Consider the following 16,256-nt stretch of genomic DNA (forward strand, 5'->3'; position numbering starts at 1 on the left):
TCTGGCGATCGGTCCCTGTCCCGACTGGCGACGGGCTGCGAATTTATCCGCCGGAGCGCGGAGCCGCCGGCCTGTTTACCGCGGTTTGCGCACCGCCTGAAAATGGCGGGCAGGACAGCGTTGTCATTCCCGTTCCGCCGAGCCCACCCGTAAGGCCAGACGGCCGATCCACCGCGCTCGCCGCGGAGGCGCGCACGACCTCGGCTATCTGGTCAGCAATCGCATTGATCGCACGACGATGCCCCTCGACGATGCCCTGGTATCCGCCAGACACGGGCTCCGTCACAGTGCTGTGGCAAGTCAGCCTCTGCAGGCCCGCAGACCCGCTCACACTCCACACGGCGTCAACCAGCACATGTGAACCGGGCCACGATTCGAAGCGCTGAACATCGACGCCAATCCGATAGACAGGAACCGCATCGCCACGCCCAATCGCGCTGGCAGCGGATGCGGCGGCCTGCTGGCTCACGCGAGCCACGAGTGCATAGCGAATCTCGTCCGGAAGCGCCGACGACCATTGGTCGTCTTCAAGCACCTGCACCTGGGCCGCATTGACCTGCACCACAAGCTGGCTTCGGGCGACTGCGGCCGGCACTTTTACCGGGCGTACATCGATCCGCAATGCGGGGCTTGTCACACTCTTCGCGACATCCGGCTCTGCGTCGGTCCCGAGCGTATAGAAGCGCGTCGCCGGTGATGCGCACGCCGTCAGAACGGCCAGCCCAACGACAGAGACGAGTGTCCTCATCATGGTGCGGAACGAGCGGGATTGCCTCACGATCATTGCTGGTCTCCTTTCTTGCCAAACAGCAGCGCCTGTGGATGCCGCTCCAGGTAGTCGGAGAGCGCATTGAGCGATTGCAGCGTGCGCGTGAGCTGCTGCATGGCGTCCTGAACGTCCGACTGCATCGGCGCAGTCTGCCGGAGCGTCGATTCGGCCGTCGCGAATGTCTTTTGCGCGGCGGCGAGCGTGTCGCGTGCCTGCGGCACGACCTCCGTGTCCATATGTCCGAACAGCTTGCTGGCGTTCGCCAGGGCACCATCGAGGTTCGCGCCGATCCGGTCGAACGGCACCTGGTTCAGCTTCCTTGCGATGTCCGCAATCTGCACCTGCAGCTCGTCGAGCGTATTCGGCACGGTCGGCAGTTCGATCGGGTTGCTGTGCACGTTCACAGTCGCGCGAGGCGCTTTCGGGAACATGTCCAGCGCGACATACAGCTGCCCCGTCAGGAGATTGCCGGTGCGCAGTTGCCCGCGCAGTCCTTCCGTCACCAGGTGCTCTAGCATGTCGTGCCCGCCTGGCGTGTCCGGCGCCGGCAGCGCCTCGCTGGAGCGCCGGCTGAGGCGGTCAGGATAAAGCGCCATCGCCACCTTCATGCTGAAGCTCTTCTGCTTTTCGTCGTACTCGATGCCGATCTGCGTCACCTGCCCCAGCGCGATCCCGCGAAGATCGACGGGTGCGCCAACGGACAGTCCGCGCAAAGACTGATTGAAACGCATGACCACGTTGAGCGGCTGGCCGTCGGGCTCGCGCATGGCGTCCGATTCATCCGCGGCGAGCCGGAACTCCGCCTTGTCTGCCGCCGGTCGGCCCGCGTCCTGCCCGGCCGGAGACTGGAATGCCAGCCCTCCGACGACGACAGTCGCGAGCGATTGCGTATTGAGCTTCAGCCCGTTGGAATCAAGACGCAGATCGACGCCGCTTGCATGCCACCACCGCGTATTGGTACCGACGTACTGGTCGTACGGTGCATTCACGAACACATTCACGATGACGCCCGCGCCGTGAGGATCGAGCGAGTAGCCGATCACCTGCCCCGCCTGGATACGGTGATAGAAGATGGGGGCGCCGATATCGATCGAGCCCAGCGAGTCGCCTCGCAGCGTGTACTGATGCCCCGGTTGTCCCGTGGTGACAATAGGCGGACTTTCAAGACCGAGGAAGGCGGTTTGCCGCTCGGTCGAGCGCCCGATGTCCACGCCGATGTAGGCGCCCGAAAGCAGCGTACTGAGGCCGGAGATGCCATTGGCGCCGACGCGCGGGCGTACCACCCAGAACCGCGTGCCTTGCGTGGCAAACTTCTCTGCGTCGTTGCTCAACTGGATACTCGCGATAACGTGCCGCAAATCCGCGGACAACGCGACGCCTTGCACGACACCGATTTCAACGTCCTTGTACTTGACCTTCGTCTTGCCCGCCTCTATACCTTCGGCGTTATTGAAGGTGACCGTCACGACGGGTCCTTTTTCCGCAACGGATTTGACCACCAGAGCAACACCGATCAATGCCGAGATCAGGGGCACTAACCATATGAGGGATGGCAGCCAACGCTTGCGCGGCTTGACGTCAGGTCTGGATAGATTGGAAAGATGCATCGTCTTTTTCAGAAATCGGGTTTTTCAGGAGAGGAGCAGCTAGAGCTTTATCGTTCGCAGTTGAAGCGGCACGCGGCCCCGGACCCACGTTGTCCCAGATGAGCCGAGGATCGAACTGATGCGATGCAAGCATGGTCAGGATCACAACCGCTCCGAAAGCGAGGGCGGCCGGTCCAGCAGTGATGACGGCAAGCGAGCCGAAATGCACCAGTGTGACCGTCAGTGCAACGACGAAGACGTCGAGCATGGACCACCGGCCAATGCGCTCGACGAGCCGGTACAGGGTCGCTCTTTCACGAGCGCGCCAGCCCGAACCGCGCGAAGCGGCCACCGTGAGAAGCGTGAGAACAACGAGCTTGAGAACCGGCACGAGAACGCTGGCGATGAAGACGACGACAGCGAGCGGCCAGTCTCCCGAGGTCCAGAAATACGCCACGCCGCCAAGGATCGTGTCGTCTTCCGAGCCGCCCACGGATGACGCGTGCATGATCGGCAGCAGATTCGCCGGAATATAGGCAATCGCGGCGGCAAGAAGCAGACTGGCCGTCCGCGTGAGACTGTCGGGCCTGCGTTCGTGCAGCACATGCTGGCATCGGGTGCAGCGCTGGTGAGCATCCCGTTCGCTACGCGTCTGAACGAGTCCGCATGCGTGACAGCCGACAAGTCCGGCTCGCCGTGCCGTGATGGCGGTCGACGAACTGGCTTTGCGCGCCCCAAAGGGCCGCATGAACCGCTGTCGCCCGGTGCTCACCTTCGACCACCGAACGTCCGCCATTCGCGAGCGCCTGATTTCTTCACTGATCGCCCAAAGCCCGCTCGGGTCGAATGAAGCAACCACGCCCAGCATGACGGTCAGCGTGCCTAATGCGAACAACCCCGGTCCCGGGATCACTTGCGCGATGCTGACCATCTTCACAATCGTCACAAGCACGCCGAGCATGAACACTTCAACCATGCCCCACGGCCGGACGATCTGCACGAGACGCACCATCGCATTGAAACGGGGTGGCCGTATACCCAACCTCAGCGGCACCAGCACATAGAGCAATGCGAGCAATTCGATCAACGGAAAAAGTACCGCCGAGCACAACACCATCACCGCGACGACACGCATGTCGCCGAACCACAGCGAGCGCACGGCGCCAAACAGCGTCGCCTCGGATGTCATGCCGTTCGCGTGCATTTCGATGAGCGGGAAACTCTGCGCGATACAAAAAACGATCAACGCGGCGAGCGTCACAGCGCAAATCCAGTCGAGCGACAATGCGCAACCCGGTAGCGCTGCGAGGCCCGCACCGCATCGCGAGCAGGCCGCGCGGTGCCTTTTCACGTCAGCGGGCTTGCGAAACAACAGGTCGCATTCGTGGCAGACAATCAGTCTTTGGTAATCCATACGGAAATAAAGCGGAAAACCGCGGGCATTCACACTCGCAGCAGGCCCAGACCGCGCGTTGCGGCGCGGCCCCCAGCCGGCAATCGATGTGGGTCCAACGGCTATCGACGTGGCTCGAGCCACTGCTGAACGGCGAGGGCGGTCCCGCTGGATCGCCCTCGTGTGTCACGAGCGCCCGGTCTTTGCAGTCGATGCGGTCGCTTGCTGGGCGTCGGGCAGTTCTCCCATCGCCTGAAAGAGCGCCGCGGTATCGCCCATGCGCTGACCTGCGGCGCGTGCTGCAGCGATTTGCGCGTTCAGGTAGCGCAATTCGCTGGCGTGCGTTGCCGCCGAAGGCAGCGAGCCCATGCGGTGGCGCGACGCGGTGTCGTCGAATGCCGTGCGCGCGGCATCGGCGGCGGCTTCGCTCGACGCCAGAGTCTGTGCGTCGTTATCCAGCGCGGCGAGCGAATTCGCCACGTCCTCGAACGCAGAAAGCACGGTCGCCTTGTAGTGCAGCGCGGCAGCGTCGTACGCATCGATCGACGCGCGGCGTTGCGCGAACAGCGCGCCGCCATGGAAGATCGGCTGCGAAAGGCTCGCACCGATGGCCCACAGCCCGCCCGCACCCGAAACGACTGCCGGCCAGCTGAAGCCGCCGCGCCCCATCGCGCCCGTCAGCGACAGGCTCGGGAAGAGTTGCGCCGTTGCCTCGCCCACGTCGGCGGCTGCGGCCTTGACGGCCGCGTCGGCTGCCTGGATGTCCGGGCGCGAGCGCAACAGGTCCGAAGGCACCGCGACGGGCACGTGCTCAGGCAGCGACAGGCTGTCCAGATCCGGCACGCTCGGGGCATTGTCCGGTGTACGGCCAATCAGGACCGCGAGTGCATGAATCGCGGTCGCGCGTTGCTGACGCAGTGCGGGCAAGCTCGCCGCGATGGAGGCCGCGTCCTGTTTCGACTCGAACGCCTGGGCTCGCGAAACCGAGCCGAGCGCGTAGCGCTGTGCGTCTTCGTTCGCCGCATCGTTCGATACGGCGGCGAGCCGCTCGGTGAGTGCAATCTCCCGGTCGAGGGCCGCCACGTTGATCGTGGCTGCCACGATGTTTGCCGCGAGCGCACGGCGCGACGCTTCCAGCTCGAACGCCTGCACATTCACACGGGCCGCGCTCGCGGAGTTCGCATAGCGCGTCTGGCCGAACAGGCCGAACGTGTAATGCGCTTGCAGCTGCCCGGCAAAGAAGTTGTATTGCACCTGCTCGGGCAGGCCAAGCTGCGGCGCGACCGGTGAACGGGCGCGCTGGATCTGCGCGGTGCCATCGATCGATGGCAGCGTCGATGAGCCGATCTGAGCGCGCAATTGCTCCTGCGCCGATGCGAGCGTACGCTGCGTTGCCGCAAGCGTCGGGCTGTTGCGCAGTCCTTCGTCGACGAGTGCGTCCAGCGCGGCACAGTGGTAGAGCCGCCACCATTGCGGCCCCGGCGTGGCGCCGACATCGAAGGTCTGCGCAACGCCGCCCGCTGCCGCCGTCTTCGCAGGCTGCGCCTGCGCACCGTAATGCTCTGGAGACGGCATCGCCGGCGGCTCGCCGCTGGGCCCGAACGAACACGCCGTCATGGCGAACGCCGCGGCCGCCGCAAACACGGATGCCTTGTAAGTAAAACTCATGATCAAACCTCCGTATGCTCGACGACGACCGGTTGCTCGCCGCGCTCGTCACGACGGACCCTGAAACAGGTCGCGTAGAGTGCCGGCAGGAAGAACACGGTCAACAATGTGGCCACGGTGATGCCGCCCATCAGCGCAGTCGCCATCGGCCCGAAAAAGCCCGAGCGCAGCAGCGGAATCAGCGCGAGCACGGCGGCGGTGGCCGTCAGCATGATCGGCCTGAAACGTCGCACCGTTGCGCCGATGATGGCGTCGAAGCGCGGGTGCCCCGCCGCGATGTCCTGATCGATCTGGTCGACGAGAATCACGGAGTTGCGCATGATGATGCCGAACATCGCGATCACGCCCAAGAGCGCGACGAAGCCGAACGGCTTGCTGAACAGCAGCAGCGCTGTCACGACGCCGATGAGACCCAGCGGCGCGGTCAGCACGACGATGAAGGTGCGCGCGAAGTTCTTCAGCTGGATCATCAGCAGCGTCAGCACCGCAATGATCATCAGCGGCATTTCCGCATTGATCGACGTCTGGCCCTTCACGCTCTCCTCGACCGCCCCGCCCACCTCGATCCGGTAGCCCACGGGGAGCTTTGCGCGCACAGCCGTGAGTGCGTTCTCGATGTCGTGCGTCACGTCGATGCCCTGCGCGTCGCCGCGCACGTCCGCCTGCACGGTGATGGTTGGCTGGCGGTCACGCTCCCAGATCACGCCATATTCGAGCGTGTCGCGCACGTGTCCGAGCGAACCGAGCGGAACCGGGCCGTTCGGTGTCGGAATCGCAAGGCTCGTGAGCTTGGCGGGATCGACGCGCTCGCTCTTGGGCGCTCGCAGATCGACGTTGATCAGCTTGTCGCGCTCGCGGTACTGCGTGACGGTGTAGCCGGACAGCGTCATGGCCAGGAAGCTGGAAACGTCCGCTGACGTGACGCCAAGCTGGCGCGCGCGGTTCTGGTCGATCTCGAACGAAATCGAGCGTTCGGCCGGCTCATCCCAATCGAACTGGACGTTGCGCGTGCGCGAATCGGCACGGACTTTTTCCGCGACCGTATCCGCGATCGATCGCACCGTCGCGATGTCGTCACCGCTCACCCGGAACTTGATCGGGAAGCCCACGGGCGGACCGTTTTCGAGCCGTGCGACACGTGTGCGAGCACCGGAAAAGTCCTTCTCCAGTTTCGCGTCGAGCCAGCGCATCAGTTCCTCGCGTGTTTCGACGTCTTTGGCCGTGATCACGAACTGCGCGAAATTGGGCTGCTGGAGCTGCTGGTCGAGCGGGAGATAAAAGCGCGGGGCACCCGTGCCGACGAAGTCGACGTAGTGGTCGATCCCGGTCTTGCCATCGAGGACCTTCTCGAGGCGCTTCGATTCACGCAGCGTCGCCTCGAACGAAGCGCCTTCAGGCAGCCTCAGGTCGACCAGCAATTCAGCACGCTCGGAGTTCGGGAAGAACTGCTGCGGCACGCGCGTGAACGCAACCATGGCGAGCGCGAACAGGCCGCAGGTGACGCCGAGCACGATCCAGCGCCGCTCGATGCACCACGTGACCCAGCCCGACAGGCGTCGGTAGAAGCCGGTGTTGTAGACGGCGTGCTCATGGTCGTGCCCGGCGCCGGCGTGAGCCTTGCGCTCGGGCAGCATATGAAAGCCGAGCAGCGGCACCAGCACGACCGCCGCGAACCACGAGACGATCAGCGCGATGGCCGACACCTCGAAGATCGAGCGGGTGTACTCACCCGTGCTCGACTTCGCCAGCGCGATCGGCAAAAAGCCCGAGACCGTCACGAGCGTGCCGGTCAGCATCGGAAATGCGGTGCTCGAATACGCAAACGCCGCCGCGCGCATGCGGCTCCAGCCCTGCTCCAGCTTCACCGCCATCATTTCGACGGCAATGATCGCGTCATCGACCAGCAGCCCGAGCGCGAGCACGAGCGTGCCAAGCGAAACCTTGTCCAACCCGATACCGAAGGTATGCATGCACAGCGCGGTGACGGCAAGCACGATCGGGATCGTGATCACCACCACCATGCCCGTGCGCAGACCGAGCGAAACGAGGCTCACGACCAGCACGATCGCGACGGCTTCTCCGACCGAACGCACGAATTCGTCCACGGAGTGCTTGACCGCGTGCGGCATGCTAGAAACTGGCACGAGCTTCAGACCCGCCGGCAACGTTGCCTGCAGTTCGGCGGTCTTCGCGTCGAGCGCGCGGCCGAGGTCGATGACGTCGCCGCCCTTTTGCATCGTCACACCAATGCCGAGCACAGCCTGGCCGCCAACGCGCATCTGCGTGACGGGCGGATCGTCGTAACCGCGCCTGATCGTCGCAATGTCGCCGAGGCGGAACGAGCGCTTGTTGACGGTGATCAGCGTGTCCGCAAGCGCGCGCTCGTCCTTGAACGCGCCGCTCGGACGCACGAATACACGGTCGTCCGCCGTGGTGATCGTGCCGACAGGCGCGACGGCATTCTGCGCGTCGATCGCCTGAGCAAGCTGCTGCGGCGTGATCGAAAGACGCGTCAGTTGCGCGTTCGAAATCTCGACGAAGATGTGCTGATCGGGGTCGCCGAAGTAGTCGACCTTCGCAACGCCGGGCACCCGCAACAGCACCGTGCGCAGCCCGTCCGCATAGTCGTGCAGTTGCGCCGGTGAGAAGCCGTCGCCTTCGAGCGCATAGATGTTGGTATAGACGTCGCCGAATTCGTCGTTGAAGAACGGTCCGACCGTCCCCTTCGGAAGCGTCGCCTGGATGTCGCCGACTTTCTTGCGAACCTGGTACCAGGTCTCGGGCACCTCCTTGACCGGCGCCGAGTCCTTCATCGCGAAGAAGATCATCGACTCGCCGGGCCGCGAGTAGCTCTTGATGTTGTCCACATACGGCGCCGCCTGCAACTGGCGGCCGATGCGGTCGGTGATCTGCTCCTGCACTTCGCGGGCGGTCGCGCCCGGCCAGTACGTCTTGATCACCATTGTGCGAAACGTGAAGGGCGGATCTTCCGATTGCGCGAGGTGCGTGTAGCCGATCACACCGAACAGCGTGGCGAGCCCGATCAGAAAGATCACGAGCTGCTGGTGCGTCAGCGCCCATGCGGAGAGGTTGAAGCCCGTACCGCTCGCGCGTTCCTCGCCAGAAGCATTTGCCGGCGCCCGTTCGACCGAAGTTTCGTTGTCGCGCGCGTTCATACCGAGCCCTCCCGATGCAGCGGAGGCACCACTTGAACTTGCTCCCCGGAGCTCACGGCATGCACCCCCTGCAGGATCACCCGGTCGCCATCGTGCAGTCCCGCACTGAGCGAGACCGTGCGCTCGTCATACCGCTGTATCGTGACGGGGCGCAACTCGAGCGTGTCGCTGCCTTTACGCACGACCCACACGGCCGGGTTATCACCCTTGTGAAAGAGCGCCGTCACCGGGAGCGTAAAGGTCTGGCCGGCAACCATATCGTCGGCTGAGCTGAAAGCCACATTCGCGGTCATGCCAAGACGCACGTCGGGACCCGGCGCAGTCAGCGTGAGCTTCACGCGCCACGTGCGGCTTTCGGGGTCGGCCGCCGCCGACACCTCGCGCACCTGCGCTTCAAACGTCTTGCCGGGCAGCGCTGGCAAGGTGACGCGCGCCTTGCTGCCGACGGCCAGAGAGCTCACGGTCCTTTCGGGCGCGTCGCAAACGATATCGATGTCGCCGGTCCAGTCGAAGTGATACACAGCCTGCGTTGCCTGAACATTCTGGCCGGTATCCGCATCCTCCGATGTGATGACACCGTCGTGGTCCGCGGTCAGCGTCGCATAGCGCAGGTGATCCGTTGCTAGCGCCATCTGCGCGAGAGCGGAAGTGCGCTGTGCGAGTGCGGAAGCGTAGGCATCCTGAGTTTGCTCAAGCTGCGACGGCGCAATCAGGTTTGCGCGCGCCTGCGCTTCATCGCGGTCGAGCTGCTGCTTCGCGAAGACAAGGCGATGCTCAGCCGCATCGAGTTGCGCGCGCGCATTGACGAGGTTGTTCTGCAGATCCGTCGGATCTAGCAGCGCAACGGTCTGTCCCGCCTTGACCGTATCGCCGATATGCACTCGGCGCTCGATGACCTTGCCTCCCACCCGGAACGATAAAGGCGTGGAGTAGCGCGCCTCCACCTGTGCGGGCAACGAGGTGGTGTCGACGCGCTCATCCGGGTGAACCGCCAGCGCGACGACGGGCTTGACCTCGGCGACCACTGCGTCGCGCTGGTGGCATGCGCCAAGGACGATGGCGCTGCATGCCGCAAGGGCGACAGTTGCCTTACGTGTGGATGGAAGGAAGCAAGGTAACAGGGAGCGCACTCGTTTCAGCGCGACAAGACCGGAATGTTTCACGATGTTCACACAAGGCAGGTGATGAAGTCAGGTGGAAAAGTCGTCCGCGCCAATGGCCAGCCGCGCCCGCCGGACGTGCGTTGCCAGTAACGCGAAAACAAAGCCATTGATGCCGAACTAATCCTCTTTGATGACCCGACGGAACGGCGGCACAAGTTCCTTGACAGACCATCGCATCGGGTAAGCAACACGTGCCTCGAAGCGGGTCGGCGCCATTTGACAGGCACATCGCTGATGCACGCGCTCTCTGCACGACGTGTGCGGACTTGGGCGCGGGGCAACTGGTAGCGGCCCGGAGACTTGTTCGCCGCTTGCCGGTTCCGCCGTTTTCCCGCTTCCGCCGTCGCACAGGTGACATTAAATCCATTTCTGATTCTATTGTCAACTATGAGATTTAAATCTACAATCTGCCGCATACAGAGGAGGAGTTGACATGCCCAACGTTCCGAGTTCGCGCACGAACCGTCGGCAACCAATGAAGGGATCCAGTTCATCCAATTCCGGCCGCGAATCCATCGCAGCACGATCGCCGCGCGTGGCACGGCGCCAGTTCGAAACGCGGCTTCGTCTGCTCGATGCTGCGTTCGAACTGGTGGCGCAGAAGGGAATGGACGGCGTCACGATCACCGAGATCACGAACGCCGCCAACGTGGGATTCGGGTCCTTTTACAACTACTTCGACTCAAAGGAAGGGATCTTCGCCGCGCTTGTCGAATGGCTGTTCGAGGAATTCGCCGGTACGCTCGATCGCCTGGCCGCGGGATTGCCGGACCCAGCCGAAGCGGTTGCAGTGTCGGTGCGTCATACGCTTTTGCGCGCGTATCGGGAGCCCGTTTGGGGGCAACTCCTTATACGCGAAGGGCTGTCCACGCGCGTACTGAGCAGGGGACTCGGTCAGCGGCTGCTGCGGGATACGAAGAGAGGGATTTCGGAACGACGCTTCATGGTCGCGGACGAACTGATGTGTGTGTTTTCCGTGATCGGCACTGTCGTCGCTGGAGTAGCAGCTGAGCTTCACTTCTCCGGATTTTCAAAACAGACGGTTCGCGCACGAAAGACCCTTCGATCCAGGCACGACAAGTTCGCCGAGAGTACGGCGGCCATGGTGCTGCAGGCGTTCGGCATCAAGCGCGCGGAAGCAGAAAAGATTGCTCGCCGTCCACTTCCTTCACCCCCTCGAGCGGCGCCCATCTGAAGCGATAGGCGGTTTCACGCTCGGCGCCACACGCCTCGCAGGCAATCGAGCATCATCCGCTGTTTGTTGGCGCAGTGCGCAACTACTGCTGATCTAAAAACGATCAGTCCTGGTAAAGCGCACTTGCCAGATAGCCCCGCCGTAGTTCCCGCAACGCTGAAACGACGACGGCACTCACGGGAAGTGCCAGCAGCACGCCGAAGAATCCGAACAGTTGCGCAAACGCCAACAACGAGAAAATAACCGCCAACGGATGCAGGCCAATGCGCTCGCCAACGAGCCTCGGTGTCAGAACGACACTCTCGAGGATCTGTCCGATTCCATATATGACGGCCACCGCTGCGAAGCCGTACCAGTTCCCGAATTGTAGAAACGCGGCGAGCAGCGCAAGAACCAGCGCGGTCGAGAAGCCGATATACGGCACGAACACGGCAAATGCAGTGAGAAGGCCGACAGGCAGCGCGATGTCCAACCCGGCGATCGCCAGCGCTGCGGGGTAAAACACCGCAAGTATCACGACGACAAGCAGTTGCCCACGGAGATACTGCGCCAGCATCTGGTCGATCTCGGCAACGAAGTGGCGAGTTTTTCCGAGCCAGCGCCGCGGCACAAAACTCTCCATGCGCTCGAGCGCCTCGTGCCTGTCGTAGAGAAGATAGAAAAGAACGACCGGCACCAGCACCGCATTGCCCACGAGGCTCAACATCACATTGCCGCTCGTGCGCAAGTACTGCCACACAGCGAGGACTGCGCCGTGTTCGCCTGAAGTCAGTCGCGCTGCCAATGCGTCGCGAACATGCCCCAGATCGAGCGAATGGTTGATCCCCAGGAAAGCCAGCCGGGGTTTCAGCGCAGCGTCCAGTTTGGACGCCAACGAAGGCAGCTCTTTTGCGAGTTCGGGCCCTTCTCTCTGAAAGACCGCGAATATCAGCAAAACAAGCAGCAGAAGAAGCGATGCGAACAGGGAAATCATGACAAACGCCGCGAGACCGCGGGGTGCGCGATGCCGTACGAGCCACTCCACGCCTGGCTGCAAAACGTACGCGATCATGGCACCGAGTAAAAACGGCGTCAGGACGGGACGCAGGACCCATAACAGGATGCCAGCCGCTAGGGCAACGGCTCCCCAGAACAATGATTGGCGATGGTAGACAGTCATACGTAAGACCTTTCCGCGTTAAAGCTCAGTTCGGCAGGCGAGCGGCGCTGCACAATTCGCCTGGCTCGCATACGCTGCCCTTATCCTGCCGTCATCGCCGCACATTTGCCGTCCCCGCGTGGGGACAGTGGCGACACACCTGCAATCCGCATGAGTGATATTATCATCACTATTGGATAGATCGTCAATCATGAATTGATCTGCCCTGTTCCGGGACATGCGGAATACCTGACAACAGCGATAACCGCATTGGCATCGACCATTAACGGCAGGAGCAGTGCGGCAAGCGATCTGTTCATTGACACCTCCCCGGAGCATTGCATGTGTTCTCGGAAAGCCACGCGGGCCACTGAAGTTCAGTGCATCTGCCCGCTATTCAGTGCGAGCAGGCGCTCCAGCTCCAGCAGGGCCTCGCCAAGCAGGTCGATGGCGCCGTTGGGCGTGGACGCCGTCGCTGCACTGCGAAGCGCGGCCTGCACGATCTGGTGAGCGCTTTCTGGCCTTGCTTTACCGATCATCGCGATGAATGGCTTTTCCATAAGTACTCCTTCTCTCGACAATAAGAATCCGGCACCTGATGGATGAGGTGACGGCGGCGGGAAGTATATGTGCCGTAGACCTTGAAGGGACGCTCGCAATTGTGTGTTTCCATCTTGCCAACGAACGAGGCGATGGGCGTCCGTGGGAGCTCGCAAGGTTGCGCCCGGCGGAACTGTTCGTTGTCGTGCAGTTGCTTGTGAGTGTTTAGCGATTCGATAGACTCTCGCTCAACGAACTGACGGCTTGCTGCCCCAGCACGTTATTTCAGAAATCCGCGTCCTCTTATGTCCGACGCGCTAGTGGAGAGACCATCATCGTGAAGGCAAGAAAGTTCATCCCGGGTACCGTTCTCGCGTCTGCGCTAACCGTACCGGCTGTCTCATTCGCACACAGCACCAGCTCGCTAATGAGCGAGCTAGTGCGCGCCCCGGTTCGGCCGCAGGGTGCAAGCTACCTGGACAGAACAAGCGCCGCCGCGGGCTACCCGATGGACTTTGCGTGCGCCAAGGCGCGGATGCAAGCCCAACAACAGGCGTTTGAACAATATGGTGGCGTGAGAAGCTCGTCCGCAAAGCAATCGTCAGTCCAACCCGTTTCCGGCAGCGGCGTGATATCGGATATTTGAAGTTAGCGGCGAAAAAGTTCAGGGGGCCGGTTTTTTTCAGGGCGGCAAAGTTAACGCAACAGCCCCTCATGCAGCAGCTTTCGTCACAGCAGCTGACGCAGGCAACGTCTCAAGTCCAGAGCCAGCTTTCTTCACAGTCGCCGATCCAGGCCCCTAAACCGCCGACGCGTCCCTCGTCAGCGCTTCCGCAATTTTTTGCCGACCGCCCCACGATCTGTTACCGCGCGTTGCGTCGACGGGCGCTTGGCGCGAGTTCGCTACAATTATGGTTTACATATCACCGATGATATACTAATCACTTTAGATATCGGACAGCGAACGTCTCCTGCGCTACCGGCATGGGCACATCGGCGGATGGCACCTGCTGCGCCATGAGGCAGGCAATGACGTTTCGCCCGTCTCCTTCCCGAGCCATGCGACAAGTACTTCTGGTCACTTTCCGCGTCATCGTTCTTGCGTTGTGGGCCCTCGTCCCGGCCGTAGCATGCTCGGCGGGCGGTCCGCCTGCCGGGGCTGACCGCGACTACGCCGCGCCCATCGCTGGTGTGGGTTCTGAGCCGGCGGAAGCACTCAATGCGCTTCAGGCCAAGGAAGACGCGCTCAGGCAGCGAGCGTCGAGGGCAACCGGTGATGCCGAACTGATCAAACTGGACTCGCTGAGCCGGCGCATAGTCGACGACGTCGACAAATTGGTCGAAACCTCGCTGCAGCCCGAGCTTGAACGGACGCACGCGCAGCTCGATTTGCTCGGCGCGGCACCCCTCGCCGGTGCAAGGCCGGAAACACCCGCCGTCGCCCAACAACGCGACGCCCTCACGGCGCAGCAAGCGCGGCTTGGTGCGCAGCTCAGGCAGGCGCGAAGCATTAAGGGCGATCTGGCCAACGTCGATGCACAGATCGGACGATTGCTCCACGAACATCTGAAAGACCAACTGGCGCTCCGCACCGACAGCATTCTGAGCACTGCATTCTGGACACCCATGGTTCACCCGGAAGCGGCTGACTATCAGAGTCTGCGAGCGCTTGGAAAGCAGGTCGAAAAGCAGATGCAATCGATGTGGCAACCGGGACGCTTCCTCGCCACCACGATCCTTCTGGCCGCGGTAGCCTGCGCAACAGTCGGTGCCAGCCTTCTTGAGCGAACGCTAGGATGGGTTTGCGTTCGCCGTCTGCCGGAAGGACGGCTGCGCCGCAGTGCTTTCGCGATATCGACCGTACTTGCGACGCTTGCGACCACTGTGGTTGCAATACACCTGGTCGGCGTGGCCATTGGCGGTCGACAAAGCTTGTCGCCCGCCCTGCAGACCTTCACTGACGAGCTTGTCAAGCACATCGTCAATTGTGCGTTGATCCTCGCACTTGGCAGGGCGTTCCTGTGTACAGAGCATCCTACCTGGCGCCTGCCTGCTATCGCTGATCCTGTGGCGCAGGCGCTCAGATCTTTTCCACGGACATTGGCCGCGCTCCTGCTGTTTTCAGGGGCGATAGAGCAGATCAACAGAGCGGTGGACACCAGCCTTCAAATCACGATTTTCACTCGCGGTCTGGTCGCGTTGATCGTCGCGTTGGCCATCGGCGCTTCGTTGCTTCATGCGAACCGGGTACGTACCGCTCTGGCCGCAGCCGGAAATTCGCCGGAAGGTCGGTCAACAGTTGCCGGTCTGATTCACGCTGCTGTCTGCGTTGTCGTAGTGGGCGCCCTGGCTGCATTGGTCTTCGGATACATTTCCGTTGCGCGTTTCCTGACCTACGAACTCGTGTGGTTCTATATCGTTCTGTGCAGTCTCTATTTTCTGGTGATGCTTACGCGCGATGTATGCGAAAGCATCTTTTTGCCGACGCATGCAAGCGGTAATACGATCAAGCATCTGTTTGGCCTCGAAAACGCCCATCTCGCGCAGATTTCGACAGTGCTTACCGGGGTTCTCCGAAGCGCACTCATCGTCGCTGCAGTCGTTGCGCTGCTCACAGGCGGTCTCGGAACAACGCCCGCGGATCTGATCGACAGCATTCTGGAGGTGCTGGGCGGCGACCGGCTGCGTGCGCTCAATATCGTCCCCGCTCACATCTTTAGCGCCGTGCTCACGGCCGGCGTCGGAATATATCTGGTGCGGTCCGTGCGCAAATGGTTCGACAGGGAGTTGCTGCCTAAGACGGAAATGAGTCCCGGAATGCGGGCGTCGCTGCTCACACTGTTTGCGAACATCGGTTACGTGCTCGTCATGCTGCAGTCGTTGTCGGTGCTAGGCGTCAGATGGCACAACCTTGCGTGGATAGTCAGTGCGTTGTCGGTAGGAATCGGTTTCGGTCTGCAGGAAATCGTAAAGAACTTTATTTCCGGACTAATCTTGCTCGCGGAGCGGCCGGTGAAGGTGGGCGACATGATCAGTATCGCCGGCATCGAGGGAGACATACGGCGCATTAGCGTGCGTGCCACCCAGATCCAGCTTGCGGACAAGTCGACTGTGATCGTGCCGAACTCACAGCTCATCTCGCAGAACGTGCGCAACGTCACGATGGGAAACACCACACAGGGTATCGCCTCCCTGGTGCTCACGTTCGCCCTCGACGTCGACCCGGAGCAAGTCCGCGACATTCTTCTCGATGCTTACAGGGATCATCCTTCGGTTCTGGCACATCCGGCGCCATCCGTCATGTTCAGTCAGTTGACGCCCGAAGGCATTACGCTCACCGTTACGGGGCATGTGAGGAGCCCCAGGATCGCTGCCGACACCAAAAGCGAACTCCTGTTCGCCATCCTCAAGCGGCTCCGTGGCGCGGACATCTCTTTGTCGAACCCACGAACGGTTTTGATCCATTCACCGCGCGGCTGTCTCCCCAATGGGCTTGGGGCGGCTGCGGGTGGACCGCACCATAGCAGTTCTTCGTCAGCCGGCACAACGAGCGTATCGGCGAACACGCGAAATATTGCGAGCAGCGTCGAGGCGTAGCGCAGGTCTTGCGAGGATTGTCAGTCGACCG

10 protein-coding genes are annotated in these 16,256 nt (G+C 62.2%); 2 read left to right on the forward strand and 8 right to left on the reverse strand.

What is annotated here, in order from left to right; translation table 11 throughout:
• Nucleotides 1-43: 43 nt before the first annotated feature.
• The 6 genes from G5S42_RS12205 to G5S42_RS12230 form a co-directional block, all read right to left on the reverse strand.
• Nucleotides 44-784, reverse strand: a complete 741-nt coding sequence (locus tag G5S42_RS12205) for a PqiC family protein (protein ID WP_176106965.1) — start codon at nt 782-784, stop codon at nt 44-46.
• On the reverse strand, nt 781-2,376 hold the full coding sequence (locus tag G5S42_RS12210) for a PqiB family protein (RefSeq protein ID WP_176106966.1): 1,596 nt from the start codon (nt 2,374-2,376) through the stop codon (nt 781-783). Before G5S42_RS12210 ends, G5S42_RS12205 begins: the two co-directional genes overlap by 4 nt.
• On the reverse strand, nt 2,348-3,769 hold the full coding sequence (locus G5S42_RS12215; RefSeq protein ID WP_176110497.1) for a paraquat-inducible protein A: 1,422 nt from the start codon (nt 3,767-3,769) through the stop codon (nt 2,348-2,350). Before G5S42_RS12215 ends, G5S42_RS12210 begins: the two co-directional genes overlap by 29 nt.
• Before the next feature lie 165 nt (nt 3,770-3,934).
• On the reverse strand, nt 3,935-5,416 hold the full coding sequence (locus G5S42_RS12220; RefSeq protein ID WP_176106967.1) for an efflux transporter outer membrane subunit: 1,482 nt from the start codon (nt 5,414-5,416) through the stop codon (nt 3,935-3,937).
• 2 nt (nt 5,417-5,418) lie between these two features.
• On the reverse strand, nt 5,419-8,592 hold the full coding sequence (locus G5S42_RS12225) for an efflux RND transporter permease subunit (protein ID WP_176106968.1): 3,174 nt from the start codon (nt 8,590-8,592) through the stop codon (nt 5,419-5,421).
• Nucleotides 8,589-9,764 carry an efflux RND transporter periplasmic adaptor subunit gene (locus tag G5S42_RS12230; RefSeq protein WP_176106969.1) on the reverse strand — a complete coding sequence of 392 codons (1,176 nt, stop codon included), beginning with the start codon at nt 9,762-9,764 and terminating at the stop codon, nt 8,589-8,591. The genes G5S42_RS12225 and G5S42_RS12230 overlap by 4 nt, the downstream gene beginning before the upstream one ends.
• Nucleotides 9,765-10,188: 424 nt before the next feature.
• On the opposite strand from G5S42_RS12230, the gene G5S42_RS12235 reads away from it, so the two are divergent.
• Nucleotides 10,189-10,950 (forward strand): TetR/AcrR family transcriptional regulator, encoded by a 762-nt coding sequence (locus tag G5S42_RS12235; RefSeq protein ID WP_176106970.1) that lies wholly within the window; start codon nt 10,189-10,191, stop codon nt 10,948-10,950.
• A 103-nt stretch (nt 10,951-11,053) separates the two neighbouring features.
• On the opposite strand, the gene G5S42_RS12240 is transcribed toward G5S42_RS12235, so the two are convergent.
• Both G5S42_RS12240 and G5S42_RS12245 read right to left on the reverse strand, forming a co-directional pair.
• Entirely contained in the window at nt 11,054-12,109 is a 1,056-nt protein-coding gene (locus G5S42_RS12240; RefSeq protein WP_176106971.1) for an AI-2E family transporter, read from the reverse strand.
• A gap of 356 nt (nt 12,110-12,465) precedes the next feature.
• The gene (locus tag G5S42_RS12245) at nt 12,466-12,648 is read right to left on the reverse strand and encodes a hypothetical protein (RefSeq protein WP_176106972.1); all 183 of its coding nucleotides are present in this window, start codon (nt 12,646-12,648) and stop codon (nt 12,466-12,468) included.
• A 1,039-nt stretch (nt 12,649-13,687) separates the two neighbouring features.
• Here G5S42_RS12245 and G5S42_RS12250 point away from each other — a divergent pair.
• Nucleotides 13,688-16,225, forward strand: coding sequence for a DUF3772 domain-containing protein (locus G5S42_RS12250; protein ID WP_176110498.1), 2,538 nt, complete (start codon nt 13,688-13,690; stop codon nt 16,223-16,225).
• Nucleotides 16,226-16,256: the final 31 nt, after the last annotated feature.

Source organism: Paraburkholderia youngii (assembly GCF_013366925.1).
Classification (GTDB): Bacteria; Pseudomonadota; Gammaproteobacteria; order Burkholderiales; family Burkholderiaceae; genus Paraburkholderia; species Paraburkholderia youngii.

Coding starts and splice junctions, on each gene's coding strand:
- G5S42_RS12240 (WP_176106971.1), bottom strand. CDS start 12,109: ATGACTGTCTACCATCGCCAATCATTGTTCTGGGGAGCCGTTGCCCTA.
- G5S42_RS12220 (WP_176106967.1), bottom strand. CDS start 5,416: ATGAGTTTTACTTACAAGGCATCCGTGTTTGCGGCGGCCGCGGCGTTC.
- G5S42_RS12215 (WP_176110497.1), bottom strand. CDS start 3,769: ATGGATTACCAAAGACTGATTGTCTGCCACGAATGCGACCTGTTGTTT.
- G5S42_RS12250 (WP_176110498.1), top strand. CDS start 13,688: ATGCGACAAGTACTTCTGGTCACTTTCCGCGTCATCGTTCTTGCGTTG.
- G5S42_RS12205 (WP_176106965.1), bottom strand. CDS start 784: ATGATCGTGAGGCAATCCCGCTCGTTCCGCACCATGATGAGGACACTC.
- G5S42_RS12235 (WP_176106970.1), top strand. CDS start 10,189: ATGCCCAACGTTCCGAGTTCGCGCACGAACCGTCGGCAACCAATGAAG.
- G5S42_RS12225 (WP_176106968.1), bottom strand. CDS start 8,592: ATGAACGCGCGCGACAACGAAACTTCGGTCGAACGGGCGCCGGCAAAT.
- G5S42_RS12210 (WP_176106966.1), bottom strand. CDS start 2,376: ATGCATCTTTCCAATCTATCCAGACCTGACGTCAAGCCGCGCAAGCGT.
- G5S42_RS12245 (WP_176106972.1), bottom strand. CDS start 12,648: ATGGAAAAGCCATTCATCGCGATGATCGGTAAAGCAAGGCCAGAAAGC.